This is a genomic window from Paucibacter sp. PLA-PC-4 (genome assembly GCF_026241155.1).
Taxonomy (GTDB): Bacteria; Pseudomonadota; Gammaproteobacteria; order Burkholderiales; family Burkholderiaceae_C; genus Roseateles_E.
Genome location: NZ_JAPFGP010000010.1, coordinates 208,755 through 227,113, shown reverse-complemented (window position 1 = coordinate 227,113; position 18,359 = coordinate 208,755). Strand labels below are relative to the sequence as shown.

The window sequence follows — 18,359 nt, the reverse complement described above, 5'->3', positions numbered from 1 at the left end:
ATCGCGAAATGTCGGCTTGGTGCATTCGCGCAATGACGGTGGAGGGGGCGCAGTTCGATGTGCAGCCAGCCGGCAACGCCGCGCCGCGCGAGGACGTCGAGGCCACCCGCTCCGTGCAGGAAGTCCTGCGCCGAATCCATGCCTTTGTCGACGCGACTCAGGACTGATGGGCGGCAGCCAGCCGCCGAGCAAATCACATCGCGCATGCTCTGGAGCTGTACGCTCTTGAACGGTGTCGTCTGCAATTCGATGTAGAAAACCGATCACTGGCCAAGGTCCTCAGGCTGTGGCTGCCATCACACTGATCGCGCATCGCATCATCGCCGGTGCGCCTCCTGTCACACACGGTTTCGTCCAAGCCGTTCGTCCGCCAAGTCTGACGTCACCTCGCTATCAATCAGGAGGTTGAAGCAGCCGGTAGCAAGGATTCACAAGCAATAACTCGTAGTTTGCGGCTCGTCCGCCGAACATGGTGACCAGGGCAGCCCGATTCGGTTTTGCCTTGCAATCAGACAACTGGCACGCACTGGAGCACCGTATGCACCTCAACGCTGAGAACACTTGGGCACGGCCTGTCGCCAGGGCCGAAGACCTGCGGGTAGTCGATGAGGCGGTGGGCAAGTGCTCGGAGGAGGTGCAGTGCCACAATTCTTGCATTGCTGCATGTCGCAGCGCGGGCGTGCCTTGCCGTTTCGTGCGCATCCCGGCCTCCCGATGCCGGCAGGCTCAGGGGCAATGACATGGATCGCCTCAAGGCACTTGCCACCTTCAAGACAGTGGTCGACAAGGGTGGCTTTGCCCGCGCCGCTGCCGAGCTCGATATGTCCTGTGCTGCGGTAACCCGCACGGTCCAGGAACTCGAGATGCTGCTTGGTGTTCGCTTGCTGCAGCGCACGACGCGGCGTGTGACCCTCACCGCCGTCGGGCAGGAGGTACTGACTCACGCCATCGAGCTGCTTGATGGCTACGATGCGCTCAAGGCCCTAAGCAGCCTCAGTGCATCTGAGCCTGCAGGGACCGTCCGCATATCTGCGCCGGCGGCCTATGCGCGACATTTCGTGGGGCCGGCTTTGGCATCGTTCCTCGCGCGCCATCCGAAGGTGTGGGTCGATCTGCGCACGCGCGAAGGTGCTGTGGATGTGGTCGCGGACGAAGTGGACTTGGCGCTCTGTTTAGGCGATGACTTGCACCCCTCGCTGGTGGCTCGGCGGATCTCTGACTTCGAAGTTGGCCTGTTTGCCTCGCCAAATTACCTGCGCCAGCATGGCGTCCCCGATCATCCGCATGAGTTGCTCGCCCACAGCTGTTTGGTCTGTGATGAGAGTGGTGGCAGCTCTTGGCAGTTCCGCCATCGCAGCGGGGCCGAGATCGATTTGTCCATCAAGGGGACCATGCGGTGCAGTCAGGCCGAAGTCCTGGTGGGCGCTGCAGTGCACGGCGCGGGCATCGTGCTTCTACCGACTTTCATGGCCCGGGATGCGTTGCAGGCGGGTCAGCTGCAGCGCCTGCTCGCTGACTGGAACTGCCCCTCGCGTGCTTTGCAGTTGGCCTACTCATCGCGGCGCAATCAGCCTCTTGCTGTGCGAAAGCTGATCGAGCACCTGGTGCATGAGCTCCGGCCCGCTGACGATGCTCCACCGTGCTTCTCCACGTCAGCAGTGGCTTCTTCCCGGCTGTCTTTGCCACGCACCCGTCAAGCCGTCGCACTGGCGGCCTGAGCCCCGCTTCGGAGGTCGAGGGCACGAACCTCTCGACGAAGCCAAACGCTCCGGAACTTGATCGGCCATTGGCGTCGAAATCGCCGATTGCGTAAGTTACTTTGCCGCTGCGCCTTGGGCAGGAGAGGCCTGGATGCAGGATTCGAACAGCCTGAGGCCAGCTTCGAGCAAGTCAAATCCGCCGGGAACCTGATGAAACGGCGCCAGCTGCGCGTCGAATGAGCCTCTCATGCGACCAAGAATCGTGTCCACGACCTCCTTGCCGTGCGGCGTCAGCCCAATGAGAAAGCTCCGACGGTCAGAAGGGTCCGGGATTCGCTGGACCAAGTCGCGCTTGGATAGTTGATCTAGCCTGTAGGTCGCCGTGCCCGAAGTCACGCTGTGCATCTTGAGGATGTCGCTCGGCCGCAGTGCATACGGTTCTCCGATCCGGCGCAGCGCCATGAGCAGGATGAACTCGTGGTTTTTCACATCCGCCTCGGAGCACTCCTGGATGATGATCTTGTCCAGCAGCATCGCGACCCGCCGTATGCGGATGCCCAAGAGCAAGGCGTCAGACCCTTCATCGCCGAGTGCGCCACGCCACTGCATCACGAGAGCGTCCGCATTGCCCCAGACAGGGTCCTGGTTGGCGGCGTCATCTTGCGGACCCAAAGCCTTCTTGTAGGCGTCGAGCATTTCGGCCACCTGGGCGTCCGTGGCGGGTAAGGTCAGCGTCATGGCTTGGCATCATAGCTCTGCTCGAAGCTGAAGAAGATGAATTTTCATTTATATTGAAGTTCAAGATAAACAAGATGTATGATACTTCAACTTTGAGATAGATGGGCAAGCCAAGACGCCGTTTCGCTCAACCGGGATTGAGTCCGGACTAGACAAGCGAGGGCATCGCCAGCGGTTCATCAGGGTAGACGGAGGTCAGCAATGCACGGCTTACAAATGGATCAGCATGTCGGCGACACGGCTGACATTGCGGAACCGGCTCATGAGCGCCTTCGGCAGGCGGGCCAGGTGATCTCGTGGACGGCGCGCCACGCCAGTGCCAGAGCAGGAAGGCCGGGGGGCGGTCAACGGGCTGAGACCGTAGCAGAAGCTGAGTCCGTGTTCCGGTTCGGTGGCTTCGAGATTCATGCGGAGCAGCGAACGCTTGTCGAGCAGGGCCGGCCTCTGAGGCTGGGCAGCCGCGCCTTCGACCTGCTGGTCGTGTTGTGCCGCCGCGCAGGCGAGGTGGTTTCTAACCGCGAGCTTTTGGCCGCAGCCTGGCCCAATAGGGTGGTGGAGGAAGGTAGCGTCCGCGTGCACATAGCCAACCTGCGCAAAGCCCTGCGCGATGGTGTGGGGGAGCGGCGTTACATCACCAACGTACCCATGCGCGGCTACTGTCTTGTCGCACCTGTGGAGGTTGTCCAGGATCAGCTGGGGAGGCCCGCTGTGCCTCCGCAGGCCCGCTCGGGCTCGGACGAAGAGGTCGCGCGGCCTGCACGGTGGCGGCTACCCAGTTCCGCTGGCCTGGTTGGGCGCGACAGGGAATCTGCGACCTTGCTACAGGAAATCCGGAGGCACCGCTGCGTCACACTGGTCGGCGCTGGGGGGATCGGCAAGACCAGCGTCGCGCTTCCCGTCGCACGCCAGTTCGCAGACTTGGATGGCTATGACGCTGTGCATGTCGCACTCGCCACTTTGTCAAGGGCGGAGCTCGTGCCAATGGCGATCGCGTCAGCGCTTGGTATCGTCGCACCGGAGCTGGATCCGCTGAACGCCATCGCCAACTTCCTTCAAGGCGACCGTCAGCTCCTTATCGTGCTGGACAACTGCGAGCATGTGATCGACGGTGTTGCCGTTGCAGCGGAGCACATGCTCTCGCACTCGCGTGGCGTTCGCTTGCTTGCCACCAGCCGCGAGGCTCTGCGCATCCAGGGCGAGTGGGTCCAGCGACTGGAGTCGCTGTCGGTGCCACCGCCCGCCATGCAGGGCAGCATGGCAGACGCTATTCAGTACTCGGCGGTGCAGTTGTTCATGGAGCGTGCCGCTGCTGCGACCAGTGGATTCGATATCGGCGACGACGACGCGCCGCTGGTCTGCCACATCTGTCGTCGCCTCGATGGCATTCCATTGGCCATCGAGCTGGCAGCGGGAGCCATTGACGCAGTCGGCTTGCGAGGGTTGGTTGATCGCTTGGGCAGTCGGCTGGGCAGCCGTTTGGTCATGGTCGGGCGAGGTCGTCGTACCGCATTGCCCCGTCACCAGACACTACGCGCCACGCTGGATTGGAGTCATGCACTTCTTCCAAGCGAAGAGCAAGCCTTGCTGGCGCAACTGTCGATGTTCCGAGGCGTATTCACTCATGCGGCTGCACTCGCCGTGTTCGACCGGCCGCCCGAACTGCTGGATGAATGCCTGGCGGGACTGGTGAGCAAGTCGATGGTGGTCGGCGAGCGCAGCGGCGACGCGATGGACTACCGTCTGCTGGAGACGACACGTGAGTACGCGGCCGAGCGTCTCGCCAACAGCTCGACCAGCCAAGACGCCGCACTTCGCTACGCGCGCTACATGCTACAGCTCGTCCAGGACTCCTTTCCCGAGGGGCAGGAGAACCTTGGAACGAGATACGGCGTTGCCTTGACCCGCTGGATAGATGATGTGCGCGAGGCGGTGCATTGGGCATACGCCCGCGAAGACCATCGCGATCTGGCCCTTGCACTTTTGGCTCGGTCCGCGCCGCTCTGGTTCTCCCTTTCCATGCTTGCTGAGTACCGGAAGTTGGCGGAACGTGCACTCGAATCAATAGACGCGAGAGGTCCGGGGGTCTACGACGCGGCGGAGGAAATGCGACTGTGCGAAGCGCTCGGACACGCCCTCTGGCACACCCGAGGGGGCGGCGAGGCCATGAGCGCCGCGTTCAACCGCGCCTTGGCGATCTCTGAGCGCCTAGGCGCCACGGCCTATAGACTTCGATGCCGTTGGGGCTTGTGGCTCGTGTGCAATGCAGAAGGGGACTATGCTGGCTCGCGACGGCTTGCCGAGCAGTTTGGCGAGATCGCGTCGTGCGATGACGATCCGGCCCTGCGTTTGACTCATCAGCGCATGATGGCGCTGGGCAATCACTTCCAAGGCGACCAGACTCAGGCGCATTACTTCGCGCAACGCTTCCTCGAGCACTCGAAGGAACAGTCGGTTGCATCACCGTACCGGGAGGTGCAGTTTGCCCCGAGCGTTGCAGCCCTTACGGTACTCGCTCGGACAATGTGGCTGAAGGGACTGCCGGAGCAAGCACTCCGCCATGCGGAAAACGCAGTGCAAGAGGCGCTCTCCATCGACCACGCACTATCGCTTTGCTACGCGATTGCGATCGGGGCTGCGCCGGTTGCATTCTGGTGCGGCAACCTGCCCAAGGCCCGCGAGTGGGTCGAGTTGCTATCACAGCGCTCCAAGGAGCGTTCGTTGCACTTTTGGCAGGCTTTCGGTGATGGCTATCGGCAAGTCATCGAGCTGAGTGACGGCTTACACGAAACCGGGTGCATCAGGGCAGCTGGCAACCTGGGGATCACTGTCCGAGAGGCCTTGTCTACGATCAATGCTAGCTTCTTCGACGAAGAACTTGCGGCGCGCGCCAAACAAGGAACGTCCGGTTGGTGCACGGCAGAGTTGCTGCGTGTGCAGGGCGAGCGGCAGCTGAGCGCCAACGCAGTCGATGACGCGATCGCCACCTTCCGGCACGGCATTGAGGTCGCGCGCGAACAGCAGGCGCTTGCCTGGGAGTTGAGATGCAGTACCAGCCTCGCACGGCTGTTGATCGAACAAGGGCGAAGCGGGCAGGCACGCACAACCATCGAGCCGGTTCTGGGCCGATACCGTGAAGGACTCGATACAGCCGACTTGCAGCTGGCGCGTGCGCTGCTAGAGCGCACGTGACGTCAGTGGCGATCATCACAGACGCATTTGACCTGCGAGTGCGTGAATGGTGAAGTGGGCAGCCCACATTGGCTGCCCTGACTCGATGGCGGATCTACCGAGCGGACGCCGCCGCGCCCAATGCTTGCTCGCAGCTGCCGCCAGGCCTGGCGGCAGCCGTACACCTGAACATTGCTCGTTCGGATGTCCTGGACCTGTGGCACCGGCGTCGCATCGCACTGCACGCTGGCCAGCGGCATAGTGGGGTCGTGCCTGCTTGCCAAGTCCCACCAGTAATCTGACGAGGCAAGCCGCAGGGCCTTGCAGATCGGCTTGACCCTGAAGTGCTGGCTCCAGGCGCCGATGCGACCCTTCACTTCTCGCTGTGATCGAGGTCCGCCTCAGCGAAGTTTGCGCTGGCTAACTTCAGAATCTCATCGGTCTGGCGTACTCCGCGCGCCGCAACACCCGAGTGCAGCAGCCGCATGACAAGTCTTTGCATGGTTTAACTCGCTATCGGATGCTGCACGGCTCACCATGTCAGTCATGAATTACGTGCTGGCCGTAAAGCTTCTGGAGTTCCCATACCCTGCGCCGCGCCCCTTTGTTTGCTGCAAGAGGACATGTCCGACATGCACACCACATTCAAGCGCGGTCCGACATGCGCGGTTGTTTGCCTTTGGGGGCACTCCAGGAGGATGGCGCCTCGACGCCGCCGAACTAGCAAGGCAGCTGCTCGACGGGTTCACATCGAGAGACAAGTCGGAACCCCAAGGCCGTTGGCGCGTGACCGAACCGTTTGCCGAAAGAAGCTACAGGCATCCCTGCGGCGGAACCTTCCGGGCACGCGGCGCTGGACCAAACCCATGATCTGATTAGAAAAGGTAAACAGATGGACCACCTCAAGGCCATGCGCACCTTCGTCCGCATCATCGAAGAAGGCGGATTTGCCAGTGCAGCACGCGCGCTGAACGTTGCTCCCGCAGTCGTCACCCGAGCGCTGGCTGATCTCGAAACCCATCTGGGTTCTCGTCTGATCCACCGTACAACACGTCGCCTGGCACTGACCGACATTGGCGCGCAGTATCTCGAGCGCATCCGCGCGATCCTCTCCGATCTTGCGTCAGCAGAGGATCTGGTCAGCAGCGCACACAGCGAGCCGAGCGGGACGTTGAGGTTGCGCACGCCTGCAGCCTTTGCCATCCATCAGTTGGCCAAGCATCTGCCGGACTTCCATCGGCAGTTTCCGCAGGTCAACGTGGAAGTTTGTACCTTGAGTGCCGTTGAGGACGTCGACGAGGGGCACGATCTGACGATTCTCTTGCGTCATCGTCCGCTCGATGGGGACTTCGTAGCACGGCGGCTGGCCTGCACGGAAGTGATCCTGTGCGCCTCGCCTGAGTACCTCGATCGACACGGCAGGCCCGAGCACCCGAACGACCTGAGTCATCACAAGATGCTGCTCCAGCCGATCCCGACCGGGCGGGACGATGAGCTCACTTTCGCACGAGCGGGGATGGGCGAAGGGGCGCTGCGCGATGAGAAGATCAGCATCCGACCGAGAACACGTGCCGCTGTGAGCACCATGAATGCCGAGATGACCTACGCGAGCGCTCTGTCCGGTCTGGGCATCTGTGGCCTGCCGTCATTCGTCGTGGAAGATGCGATGCTGGAGAGTGTGCTGGAACGCGTACTGCCTGGGTGGCAGCTGCACCGACATACGATCTGGGTGTGCATGCCAACACGCAAGCATGTGCCCGCGCGAACCCGCGCGATGCTGGACTTCCTGGTCACTACCTTTGGCGGCCAGGATCGCGATCCGTGGGTGGCCCATGCCGAGTGCGTGATGCCGTCGCCGCGTGCGCTGCCATCGTCCAGCTTGTAGCCAAAGATCAGCGCCCTCGAGCCTTGACGGCGAAGACGACCGGATTTTCCCATCTCTTCACGAGCCAGACCAGTACAGTTGGAGATCGAACACCTGTCTGCGTGTACTTTGGGTGATGCCGCAGGACGCATCTGCAATACCGACGGTGGCAGGGGGGCGCCTACGGGTGGGAGGTGATTGATGGCGAAGCTCACCAGCTCGGAGTGGCCTTCGCAATAGCGCCGGCCCCGGCTCTTCGGTGTATCGCGCAGGCGGCAATAGCGTGGCGACACTGAGCCCCGACCGGCGCCAAGGTGGCTTGAGAAAGCCAGATCCACCCAACGCGGTCCGTATGCCCTGGGCCTATCAAGAACCTCGATCTACGATCGTGGCTCTCCTTGCACAGCTTGGGCCGAGGCTTCGCAGGAGCTTACACGGCGCAGTCCCACCAGGCGCGCACCCGCTCTGGTGATACGGCCAGACGGCGCGGCCGGGCCACGCCTGCCTTAACTGGCTTGCCTGGCCCGAACCCGCGGCGCTCATTTGTCCGAGACGATTACAGGGCTGCTGCGCTCTGGCCCGTCGCTGTTGCCGTCGGTCGAGGCGACTTGACTTCTCGGTCAGCGAAGGTGCCGAAGTCGTTTCGATCACTGTGCAGGATGGCCAGCTCACCTGTAGCGCGGGCTCGAAGCAATTCCGCCACGACTTCCGCTCGGCTCAGGGCGCGGCCCGTGGGTATCGGCGGCTCGTAACTCTCCCGTTGCGAACGTGCCAGCTCGCCACTGGCACGGGCCAGCTCCAACTGGGCCAGGACTTCCGCACGGCTCACCGTGGATGCGCTCGAAATGAGAGGGCGGTAGAAATCGGGGTTCTCGCTGTGGTTGCGTGCCAGCTCGCCGCTGGCGCGGGCACGCTCCAGCTCAGCGATGACTTCCTGGCGACTCAGGCCTCCAGCCAGGCTGCTGCCGGCTGCGATCAGGGCGACGATTGCGAGAGTCAGCTTCTTGCTCATGATGATGTCCTTTACGAAGTGGTGGTGGGTAGGGGAACAAAGGTGTTTCGCGATGGGTGAACTTTGCCTGAGTAGTCCGTACCATATGATTCATATAGTTCTGTTTACTTGATAATTCGTACATGCCAGATCGCCTAGCCTCGCTGCTTCAGCATTTCTCGATCCACGCCCAAACCTTCCAAGCCGGGCCGTTGTGCGGCATTAATTCCCTGGATGCCGGCACGCGCCTGGGTCAACTCCACCTCATCCGCAGTGGAGAGGTGGAGGTGTTGCATGACACCGGCCCGGCGCTGCGGATTTCGCAGCCCAGCCTGCTGCTGTATCCGCAGCCGATGTCGCATCGCTTCCGGACCGACCCACAGCAGGGCGCCGACTTCGTCTGCGCGCACCTTGATTTCGAAGGCCAGAATGCCAACCCGATCGCAGCCGCGCTAGCGCCTTGGGTCTGCCTGCCGCTGTCGGAGCTCAGTGGTTGCGAGCCGGTGCTGCAATTGCTGTTTGCCGAGGCCGAGGCCCAGAACTGCGGTCGCCAGGCTGTCATGGACCGCCTGTTCGAGCTGGTGCTGATCCAGGTCTTGCGCGTCTTGATGGCGCAGGGCCGGACGCAGATGGGGATGCTGTCAGGCCTCGGGCACGAGCGACTGCGCGGCGCGCTGGTGGCCATGCACGAGCAGCCGCAGCGCGACTGGTCGCTGGCAGCGCTGGCCGAGCAGGCTGGCATGTCACGCACCGTGTTCTCGGGGACGTTTCGCGACACGGTGGGCTGCACGCCAGGGGCCTACCTGCAGGCGTGGCGCATCGGTCTGGCGCAGAAGATGCTCAGTCAGGGTCAGTCCCTGAAGTGGATCGCCAGCGAGGTGGGTTATGGCAGCGAGGCCGCGCTGTCGCGTGCCTTCCGCGCCCAGACCGGACAGTCGCCCCGAGACTGGCGCAAGCGGCAGACGCTTTGAGCTGCGCGACTAACTGCCAGTCGACCTGATCTGAGGTGCCTTCGCCCTCTGAATCGATGCAGATACCGTCCTTGCAGGCTCACGCCCGTATCGAAGTGCGGGCAGAGTCGCTGCTGCACTCTTCATGCGGGGTGCCAGACGCTCCCTTTGGATGATTGCCGGCGGACCGAAGCCAGGCATCGTTGAGGCCTTGAACACTTGAGAGGCCCCTATGAATCCAAAACTGACCCACGCCACCGGCGCCCCCGTCGTCGACAACATCAACATCCAGACTGCCGGTCCCCGCGGGCCTGCGCTGCTTCAGGACATCTGGCTGCTGGAGAAGCTCGCTCATTTCGACCGCGAAGTCATTCCCGAACGTCGTATGCACGCCAAGGGCTCGGGTGCCTACGGTCACTTCACGGTGACGCAGGACATCACGAGATTCACCAAGGCCAAGATGCTTGCCGAAGTGGGCAAGAGGACGGAGGCCTTCGTCCGCTTCTCGACCGTGGCCGGCGAGCGCGGCGCTGCCGATGCTGAGCGCGACATCCGCGGCTTCGCGGTCAAGCTCTACTCCGAGGAAGGCAACTGGGACATCGTCGGCAACAACACGCCGGTGTTCTTCTTGCGCGATCCGCTGCGCTTCCCGGATCTGAATCACGCCGTCAAACGTGACCCGCGCACGAATATGCGCAGCGCCCAGAACAACTGGGACTTCTGGACGCTGCTGCCCGAGGCGCTGCATCAGGTCACCATTGTGATGAGCGAGCGCGGCCTCCCCGATGGATATCGCCATATGCATGGCTTTGGCAGCCATACCTTCAGCTTCGTCAATGCGGCTAACGAGCGCCACTGGGTCAAGTTCACATTCAAGTCCCAGCAAGGTATCAAGAACCTCAGCGACGATGAGGCCCAGGCCGTCGTTGCCAGGGACCGCGAGAGCGCGCAGCGCGACCTCTACGAAGCCATTGAGCGCGGCGAATATCCGCGCTGGACGCTTTATGTGCAGGTGCTCAGCGAGGCCCAGGCCGACGCACTACCGTACAACCCTTTCGACCTGACCAAGGTCTGGCTGCATCAAGACGCACCACTGATCGAGGTCGGCGTGCTGGAGCTCAACCGCAATCCGGACAATTATTTCGCCGAGGTGGAACAGGCCGCGTTCTCGCCGGCCAATGTGGTGCCGGGCGTGGGCTTTTCGCCTGACCGGATGTTGCAGGGGCGGCTGTTCAGCTACGGCGACACCCAGCGCTACCGCCTTGGGGTGAACTTTAACCAGATCCCGGTGAACGCGCCCAAGTGCCCCTTCCACAACTACCACCGGGACGGTGCTATGCGCGTGGACGGCAACGCGGGCAGCATGCCCAGCATCGTGCCCAACAGCCGAGGCCATTGGCAGGACCAGCCCGCGTTAGCCGAGCCGTCCTTGGCGGTGCACGGTGCGGCAGGGTACTGGGATCACCGCAGCGACACCGACTACTACACCCAGCCTGGCCTGCTGTTTCGCCTGCAGACGCCTGCCCAGCAGCAGGCGCTGTTCGAAAATACCGCGCGGGCACTGGGAAATGCCAGCGCCGAGGTCAAGCAGCGCCATGTAGACAACTGCCGCCTGGCCGACCCGGCGTATGGTGAGGGCGTGGCGACGGCTATCAAGGCGCTGGGCTGAGCGAGGCGCGCCGCCGGGATACGCTCCTGGCGGCCGCACCGGAGAAGCATGTCGCCCCTAGCTCCTGCGCGTCCAAGCCATTTTGCTAAGCACACAAGATGCAGGCCAAATACAACTGGGCGAACAGTGCATCTTCCGGCCGAGGAGATGGTCGAGAACTTAGATAGCACGAGCAAGCCGCCAGACGATACCCTTAATGTGCTGCATGCCCGGTATCACGGTCGCTGGATCATCGCCAGTATTGGCACGTGTCTGACCATCCCCGCGAGGCCCAGGGCTTCAGGATGAAGCCCCCGCTGCGGGCAAAGCACCTGCGGGCGCCGGCCGATTCCGCTTTCTGCTGCGCATCGCCCTCGCTGCGGTCGTCGGCGGTCTGGGCAGGGCTGGCATTCGGCGAGCGGCACCTGCACCACTGGATGCACCTCTACTGCCCGGCGGCAGCGGCGGGCTTTCGCATCTTCGCGGCAACTGTGCAGTTAAGGCGGTGTCTGCGGGCCTGCTTTTGGCCGAGGTGATTGCGGCTCTCCCGAGGGCTGGATGTTCACTCACGCTCAGCCCGCTTTACCCGCGTTGACCGTCACCAGCGGAGGAACCGACCAACGCCACTTCGCGGTCGATTGAACTGTTGATCTGGGGCGTGTCCCTGATCGCCGGGTGTGATCGGGATGATGTGTTCACATCCAAGCATTTGCAGCGCTCTGAGAACATCTGCGCCAGATGGTGCGGGCAGTAGCCGATCAGGCCGGTCGGCTGGTACAGGGTCGTGGACCGCCAGCCCGTGCACGGAGGGCGCGAGCATCGGCCGGTACTCGCTTGAAGTGCAAGTTCTCCGACATCCTGGCGCCGCGTTGGACGTGATGGCCATCAACAATAAGGTCTTCGACGATGGGACGAGTCAGGCGCTCGCGGCCGCCCCGCTGAAGGCCGACGATGCCACTGTCCAGGGCTGGCGGGCAGGGGCCGCGCTGTCGGTTTGCGCTGGCTGTGTCGTGATGGCGTTCCCTAAGGGCCTGCTGCACGTTCCGTGCGAGCAGACCCGAGGATTGACACAGTTCTCGAAGTCCTTGCCAGGCTTTGGGGGAGGGCGCTGAGCGGCCTGCTTGTGCGCAGCGCATCGTCGGGCTGCCAGCCCCGCTCGGCTGGCGAATCTGTGGCCGAGATGGCCGCAACTGCCAGTAGCAGTGCGGCCATTGAGCACTTTGCTATCGGGTGTCTAGATCCGGCGGAAATCACAGGCCGGCAGGGGCGGTGCCGGAACGGGCCTCTTGCTGTGCCCGGGCTGCGGCGTAGCGTTCGGGGGAACGCTCGTACAGCTTCAGGCCGCTCTCGCCAACTTCCAGATCGCCGGTACGGCGGGCCTCGGCGAGTTCGGCTTGCACCTGGGCGCGGGTCTTGGCCATACCCAGCGGTTGGCGCGGGTAGAGCTGCGGATATCGTTCATTGAGGCGTTCACCACTGATCTGGTGGGCCAGATCACCGTTGCGACGGGCCGACTCGAGCTCAGCTTTCACTTGCTCGCGCGACAGGGCGACTACTGGCTGAGTGGCTGCTGGGTACAACTGGGGAAAGCGCTCCCGCAGCGTCAGACTGCTTTCGCCTACCTGGATGTCTCCGTTCAGGCGAGCCGCATGCAACTCGGCAATCACTTGTGCGCGGGTGAGTTCAGCAGCGCCGGCACCGGCGCCGGCGCAAAGTGCCGTCGTGAGGATGGCAAGCGTGAGGTGGGAAGAGGTTTTCATGGCGAGTCCTTCAATGTGAGGGTGTAGGGAAGCGGGCTTGAACCCGCCCCTCCAATGTCCGCAATTCCCAGCTTCTTGAAGCCCTGCTTGGGGAGGCTCGACAGTTACTCCCTTGGGATAACTCCGGCCCACTGAGCGGTCGCCTTCGTGCGGCGATGTGAACGGCTGGCGCTAAATGCTGGAACCCATGGCCTACTTCCCGCTCGGCGTAGGCTGTAAGGCCCAGTACCGTGCCTGCACCGCACGACCACTCGCTCCCGTAGACCGACGGTGGCATGGCCCCAGCCAGGACCGGCCATTGCGACAACACCTGCGGGGCGGCTGGCGAAGACTCCGGACCAGCCTTATGGACTCGCCGCAGGTCCATCTTCAGCCGCAGATCCTTGTCGTCCAATGCCGCGTCGCCGAATCGAAGACCGGCTGAGCGCAAACGTTCGCAGAGTCCTCTGGCAAGCGCAGTGCGCTGCCGCCGCTGCTGAGATCGTTTTGATCGGATCGTCGGACGGCGATCCGCCGTAGCCCGTTGTGCCGCTTGGCATGCTTGGACCATGGGTATCTTGGCGTGAAAGTCAATCCGCCATGATGATGAGTCCGCCCTGGGACAAGGGCTGATACGGGTCAAGTCACGGTTTCATCTAATAAGGGCGGCCCTTCGTCGCATCGCAGGCCGGGCTCCTTTGTCCGGCATTCAGAAAAGTCCTTCGCAGTCATGACCATCCTCAATCCGCTCCCGGGCGAAACCATTGCTCTCGAGCTGAGCCACCAGGCATTTGGCGCCAGCATGGCGCTGTCGCAAGAGTGGACCCGAGATACCAGGACCCGCTTCGTGAAAGCCTGCATCGCGGTTAAGTCTGACGGCAAGAACCTTGCACGGGCGGTCAGCGAGTTGCATGATGGATGCGCGCGCGAACCCTCATCGCGGCATGTGACGCTGGCACGGAGGCAGGCTTGAACTGTTCACTGTCTGTTTCATCTCATCGGCCAGGGGTGCATCGGCGTTCCTGCTTGGGGATCGCATTGATGTTGGCCGGTGCAGGCAAGGCGCTCGCGCTTCCTGCCAAGTCTGTTCATCTGATTGTTCCGTATCCTGCGGGCGGGCCGGCGGACGCGACCGCACGCCTGGTGGAACCGCTTCTCAGTGCGCAACTTGGACAGCGGGTGCTGGTCGAAAACTTTGGTGGCGTCGGAGGTGCTCTGGGCATCCAGCGGCTGCTGGCTTCGTCCCCCGATGGACACCACCTGCTGCTGGGAACGCCCAGTGACGTGATCTTGGCGCCGCTGACGCGGCCGGAGGTCAAGCATAGGCCCGAGCAATTGCGTCTGATTGGGGTGGTAGGCCGAGCGCCTCTGCTGCTCGTGGGTGGCGCTAGACAAGCGGCCATGCCGCTCAACCGGCTGATCGAGGGCCGCAGCCGCACTGGCGCGGCCGAGCTGAGCTTTGGTAGCACCGGCGTCGGCTCGCTCTTCCACTTGGTGGCCGAGGATTTCGTAGCCCGCGCAGGCCTGGGCCTGACGCATGTGCCCTACCAGGGGGCACCGCCGCTGATCCAGGACCTGATAGGCGGGCAAGTCGATTTCGCATTCCTGCCGCTGGCAGGCACGCTCCTAGAGCTGGTCCGGCAGGGCCGTCTGCGAGCCTATGCGCTGGCAAATGCGCGGCGCAGCGCCTTCCTCCCGGCGCTGCCGACCATGACCGAGGCCACCGGATGGCGGGACTTCGACTACGACATATGGACGGGACTGTTTGTGCACCGGTCCACGCCAGAGAGTGCAGCCGAGCGCCTGCATTCCATCGTGGCGGCGCTGCAGCGGGACTCCACATTTGTGCGTCAGCTCGCGATGACCGGAACAGACTCCGGGCCTCGCCTGGACATGCTGGAAGTCGAGCGCTTCATGGCAGCGCAGATCGAGCGCCACCGGCGCCTGGTCGAGGCGGTCAAGCTCGGCGTTTTGTAGTGGCCGTTGGCAAGCGCGTCAAAGTCTGGATAGGTTGAGGGAGAGCGGGTAGGCCTGCTTTAGCGATGGCGTGAGGTCCCGCTACCATCTAATTCAGTTGCCACGATGACATGCGATTCGTGCCGTTGATAACCAATTTGTCCCGCTTGATCAAGCTCATTTCGCTGGCAGCATGAGTGCTTGCACGAAGAACTCTCACTACTCCTGGAGCTAGAACGCCCGGAGTCGCAGATCGTGCGATGACGCGGGAGCACCCCCGGCTCGGGGGCACCCGATCCTGCGTATCGAAGGTCGTGTGAATGAAGGCGGCCAGATGAGCTAACTGAGCTCAGCCATGCGACATTGGCGGCGGCGACTTCACCTGACGCAAGCCGACTTCAGCAGAAGGCGATTTGCCCACTGCTACGGACCGTCGCTGGTCGCTGCAGATGCACCAGTCCACGCAACGAGGCGATGCTTGCCGCCTCTGTGCGGCTGCTGGCGTGCAGCTTGCCGAGGATAGCTTTCACGTGTGCCTTGGCGGTGGTCACCTCGATTTCCAACTGCCGCGCAATCGACTTGTTGCAGCGCCCCTGCGACAGCAGTTGCAGTACCTCGACTTCTCGGTTGGTCAGCGGCTGGCGCGCTAGGCTGTCGGCCATTCGCTGCGCCACCATCGGGCACAGGTAGCGTGAGCCCTGGGCCAGCGTGCGCACGCAATCGAATAGCTCGTCTTCCCGGCAGTCGTTCAGAAGATAGCCCTGAATGCCGAACTCAAGCGCCTGACGCACCTCGTGCTCGCGGTGCGCGTCCGTGACGACCAGAATCCGGGCCTGGGCTAGCGCGCCGGGGAGATTGCCCTGGCGGGCGGCGCTGGCTAGGCGCATGCCACCTGCATAGTCTGTGACCACCACGTCGACGCGGATGTCACTTTCGTAGTGTTCACCAGGCTGAGCGCTTAGCACGCGCAGCCCCGGCAATTCCTGCAGGGATGCCTGCAGGCCGCGGGCGAACAGGGGTTCGGCGTGCATCACGAGAACGACAACGGGACGGGTTTGGGTCGGGTTCATGGATCTCTCCTACGCGGATGGGTTTCTGGGCTTGTCGACCTCCGGCGGGTACCGGTGCCTGGTTGATGACAATCCTCGTCGACAAGCCGCCGCAATGCGAGTTAAGGCTTGTGATGCGTTGCTATGCATGCATGCAAGTCAAGGCCACTGCAGCAAATGCGTCGGCGTAGAGGCGCGGACCTTCCTTTTCTTTGCCGCGACCGGCTGCCAGGGGCGCGGCATTTGAACGGATCTGTTCCAACGCAGCCAGTCCGGACTATCTATCCCCAGTGCTGAAGCCTTCACCGGCGCGCAAGGGCGGCGACGGCATCAACTCGCGAGTCAACTCGGCCTGCTGCGGATCTGCACCGGGAACGGTGGTTCGCAACTATCCCCATTGCGCTAGATTTTCCGGACCGATCCAACACCAGCCGTCTGGACCTCATGATGCGCACCGCCGCACAAGTAGGCTGGCGCCAGCAGGTTGACTGGCACGATCAATAACATCTCATAACGGCTCGATTACTGCCTGCGCAAGCCTTCGCACCGCAAGGCCTTCGCAGCAGGGCGTCATGGCGCACCGCGGATGAACGCCCGCGTCAAGGCCAAGCTGTTCGACTGTGAGCGTATTGCGCACGAGCTGCACGTAGCGCCGCTGCGTGGCATGCAGGGGCTGATGCTCACCTTCCTGTCACTTGCTGAACGCATACAGGCCGACGCTCTCGCGCCGCACCGCATCGGCCTGGAGCTGGAGCTGGAGCTGGAGCTGGAGCTGATCATCGAGGGCCACGAACGCGCGGACGAGTTGTGCCGCAGTGTGGCTAACCCGCTGGATTCTCTGGATCGCCTGTGGGTGCTCGTCAGTTGCCTGGTAGAAATCCCAGGCTTTGCGTTCGAGATGCGCGCCGCCGTGTAGCGGGGGCTGCACGCGCTCATTGGCGAGGCTTTGCTCAATGCCTGCCGGCATGCCCAAGTCCGGCGGGTCCATCTGGGGGTGGACTTCGGTGCGCACAAGCTGCTGCTGCTCCTGCGCGTCAGTGACGACGGCGTCAGCATGTATCTCGCGGTACTGAAGCACAAGCGCACCGGGAACTGGGGCTTGCTGGGCATGCGCGAAGGCGCTTGCGAATCGGCTCCGCCGAACCCCACGGTGCAGAGTTGGAGCTGCGCCTGTGGGGCCAAAGTGCCTATACCGTCTCGGCATTCAGGTGGGGTTCGGCGTAGCGGCAGACGCTGATCTGCCAGCACGCTGTGTCTGCAGCGGCATCTGAAGCCTCATTGTCATGCGCGACTAGTCAGTAGCCGGCAGTTTTGCTTGCTGCGGTCGAGCGCTCAGGCCAGATCGGCGTTGTCTAGGAGTCTGTGCCTGGATCAGCCTGTGAGCGCACCGGTCTTATCCGAAGGGAGGGGGCCCGCATTAGCACAAGGTGCGTTCCTCGCTGGGGCTGCCAAACCTATTCTTCGTTCACACACCTCAGAGCAGAAACAAGGCCCCGGCCCGGTTCTGCAGGTGTGGTGTACAGCCCTAAGAACTCGCTCACAAGGAAGCAATCATGTCCGAAGAAAACAGCAACATGCCGCCTGGTGCCTCGCGCCGCAGCCTGCTGGTCGGCAGCGCCGCCGCCGCAGTCGCAGCAGTCGGACTGGGCCAATCCCAGAACGCCAACGCCACCACCACAGCCTCCAAAAACTCCCAAGGAACCAAGACCATGAACAGCTACATCACCACCAAAGACGGCACCGAGCTCTATTACAAGGACTGGGGCCCTCGCGATGGCAAGGTCGTGACCTTCAGCCACGGCTGGCCGCTGAATTCGGACAGCTGGGAAGCGCAGATGCTTTTCCTGGCCGAACACGGCTACCGCGTGATCGCCCATGACCGCCGCGGTCACGGCCGTTCCAGCCAGCCCTGGGGCGGCCATGAAATGAACACCTATGCCGACGACCTGGCGGCGGTGCTCGACAAGCTGGACATCAAGGGCGCAACCCTGCTGGGCTTCTCGACCGGCGGCGGCGAGGTGGCCCGCTATATCGGGCGCCACGGCACGAAACGCGTCGCCAAGGCCGGCCTGATCTCGGCGGTGCCGCCGCAGATGCTGAAGACGGCCACCAATCCCGGCGGTTTGCCGATGGAGGTGTTCGACGGTATTCGCGCCGGCGAGCGCGCCAACCGTGCCCAGCTCTACAAGGACATCGCCTCCGGCCCCTTCTTCGGCTTCAATCGTCCGGGCGCCAAGCTCTCGCAAGGCCTGGTCGACACGTTCTGGATGCAAGGGATGATGGCCAGCCACAAGGCCACCTTTGACTGCATCAAGGCCTTCTCGGAGACCGACTTCACCGAAGACCTGAAGAAGTTCGACATCCCGACGCTGGTGCTGCACGGCGACGATGACCAGATCGTTCCGATCGCCGCCGCCGCCCTGGCTGCAGCCAAGTTGATCAAAAACGCCAAGCTGGTTGTCTATCCCGGCGCGCCGCATGGCCTGGCTGATACCCACAAGGACAAGCTCAACGCTGACCTGCTGGCCTTCATCCAATCGTGATGACAAGCGGAGC

At 63.0% G+C, this 18,359-nt stretch carries 15 protein-coding genes; 10 read left to right on the top strand and 5 right to left on the bottom strand.

From position 1 onward, the window contains the following. Positions 1-740 precede the first annotated feature (740 nt). Positions 741-1,718: a LysR family transcriptional regulator gene (locus OOZ63_RS17220; protein ID WP_266006816.1), complete on the top strand. Its 978-nt coding sequence runs from the start codon at positions 741-743 to the stop codon at positions 1,716-1,718. A 96-nt stretch (positions 1,719-1,814) separates the two neighbouring features. Here the strand turns inward: OOZ63_RS17220 and OOZ63_RS17215 are convergent, their stop codons facing one another. Beyond that, positions 1,815-2,438, bottom strand: coding sequence for a MarR family winged helix-turn-helix transcriptional regulator (locus OOZ63_RS17215; protein WP_266006815.1), 624 nt, complete (start codon positions 2,436-2,438; stop codon positions 1,815-1,817). Positions 2,439-2,816: 378 nt separating this feature from the next. On the opposite strand from OOZ63_RS17215, the gene OOZ63_RS17210 reads away from it, so the two are divergent. After that, positions 2,817-5,627 carry an ATP-binding protein gene (locus tag OOZ63_RS17210; protein WP_266006814.1) on the top strand — a complete coding sequence of 937 codons (2,811 nt, stop codon included), beginning with the start codon at positions 2,817-2,819 and terminating at the stop codon, positions 5,625-5,627. 352 nt (positions 5,628-5,979) lie between these two features. On the opposite strand, the gene OOZ63_RS17205 is transcribed toward OOZ63_RS17210, so the two are convergent. Beyond that, a complete protein-coding gene (locus OOZ63_RS17205; protein ID WP_266006813.1) occupies positions 5,980-6,108 on the bottom strand; it encodes a hypothetical protein in 129 nt (42 codons plus the stop codon). A gap of 390 nt (positions 6,109-6,498) precedes the next feature. Here OOZ63_RS17205 and OOZ63_RS17200 point away from each other — a divergent pair, with 390 nt between their 5' ends. Continuing rightward, positions 6,499-7,491 (top strand): LysR family transcriptional regulator, encoded by a 993-nt coding sequence (locus tag OOZ63_RS17200; protein WP_266006812.1) that lies wholly within the window; start codon positions 6,499-6,501, stop codon positions 7,489-7,491. Positions 7,492-8,026: 535 nt separating this feature from the next. Here OOZ63_RS17200 and OOZ63_RS17195 read toward each other — a convergent pair. Beyond that, positions 8,027-8,482 carry a DUF4148 domain-containing protein gene (locus tag OOZ63_RS17195; RefSeq protein WP_266006811.1) on the bottom strand — a complete coding sequence of 152 codons (456 nt, stop codon included), beginning with the start codon at positions 8,480-8,482 and terminating at the stop codon, positions 8,027-8,029. Positions 8,483-8,604: 122 nt separating this feature from the next. Between OOZ63_RS17195 and OOZ63_RS17190 the strand changes: the two genes are divergently transcribed. The 3 genes from OOZ63_RS17190 to OOZ63_RS17180 all read left to right on the top strand — a co-directional run bounded on the left by OOZ63_RS17190 (position 8,605) and on the right by OOZ63_RS17180 (position 12,171). After that, on the top strand, positions 8,605-9,432 hold the full coding sequence (locus OOZ63_RS17190; protein ID WP_266006810.1) for an AraC family transcriptional regulator: 828 nt from the start codon (positions 8,605-8,607) through the stop codon (positions 9,430-9,432). 211 nt (positions 9,433-9,643) lie between these two features. After that, positions 9,644-11,080 carry a catalase gene (locus tag OOZ63_RS17185; RefSeq protein ID WP_266006809.1) on the top strand — a complete coding sequence of 479 codons (1,437 nt, stop codon included), beginning with the start codon at positions 9,644-9,646 and terminating at the stop codon, positions 11,078-11,080. An 857-nt stretch (positions 11,081-11,937) separates the two neighbouring features. Beyond that, complete coding sequence (locus OOZ63_RS17180) at positions 11,938-12,171, top strand: hypothetical protein (RefSeq protein WP_266006808.1); 234 nt, start codon at positions 11,938-11,940, stop codon at positions 12,169-12,171. Positions 12,172-12,309: 138 nt separating this feature from the next. Here the strand turns inward: OOZ63_RS17180 and OOZ63_RS17175 are convergent, their stop codons facing one another. Then, positions 12,310-12,819 (bottom strand): DUF4148 domain-containing protein, encoded by a 510-nt coding sequence (locus tag OOZ63_RS17175; RefSeq protein WP_266006807.1) that lies wholly within the window; start codon positions 12,817-12,819, stop codon positions 12,310-12,312. A gap of 709 nt (positions 12,820-13,528) precedes the next feature. Between OOZ63_RS17175 and OOZ63_RS17170 the strand changes: the two genes are divergently transcribed. Both OOZ63_RS17170 and OOZ63_RS17165 read left to right on the top strand, forming a co-directional pair. Next, a complete protein-coding gene (locus OOZ63_RS17170; protein ID WP_266006806.1) occupies positions 13,529-13,771 on the top strand; it encodes a hypothetical protein in 243 nt (80 codons plus the stop codon). Next, on the top strand, positions 13,717-14,775 hold the full coding sequence (locus OOZ63_RS17165; RefSeq protein ID WP_323055758.1) for a tripartite tricarboxylate transporter substrate binding protein: 1,059 nt from the start codon (positions 13,717-13,719) through the stop codon (positions 14,773-14,775). Before OOZ63_RS17170 ends, OOZ63_RS17165 begins: the two co-directional genes overlap by 55 nt. A 377-nt stretch (positions 14,776-15,152) precedes the next feature. Here the strand turns inward: OOZ63_RS17165 and OOZ63_RS17160 are convergent, their stop codons facing one another. Beyond that, positions 15,153-15,824, bottom strand: coding sequence for a LuxR C-terminal-related transcriptional regulator (locus tag OOZ63_RS17160; protein ID WP_266006803.1), 672 nt, complete (start codon positions 15,822-15,824; stop codon positions 15,153-15,155). A 565-nt stretch (positions 15,825-16,389) separates the two neighbouring features. Here OOZ63_RS17160 and OOZ63_RS17155 point away from each other — a divergent pair. Together OOZ63_RS17155 and OOZ63_RS17150 are read left to right on the top strand one after the other, a co-directional pair. Next, on the top strand, positions 16,390-16,719 hold the full coding sequence (locus tag OOZ63_RS17155; RefSeq protein ID WP_266006802.1) for a hypothetical protein: 330 nt from the start codon (positions 16,390-16,392) through the stop codon (positions 16,717-16,719). A 637-nt stretch (positions 16,720-17,356) separates the two neighbouring features. Beyond that, positions 17,357-18,346, top strand: a complete 990-nt coding sequence (locus tag OOZ63_RS17150) for an alpha/beta fold hydrolase (protein ID WP_266006801.1) — start codon at positions 17,357-17,359, stop codon at positions 18,344-18,346. Positions 18,347-18,359: the final 13 nt, after the last annotated feature.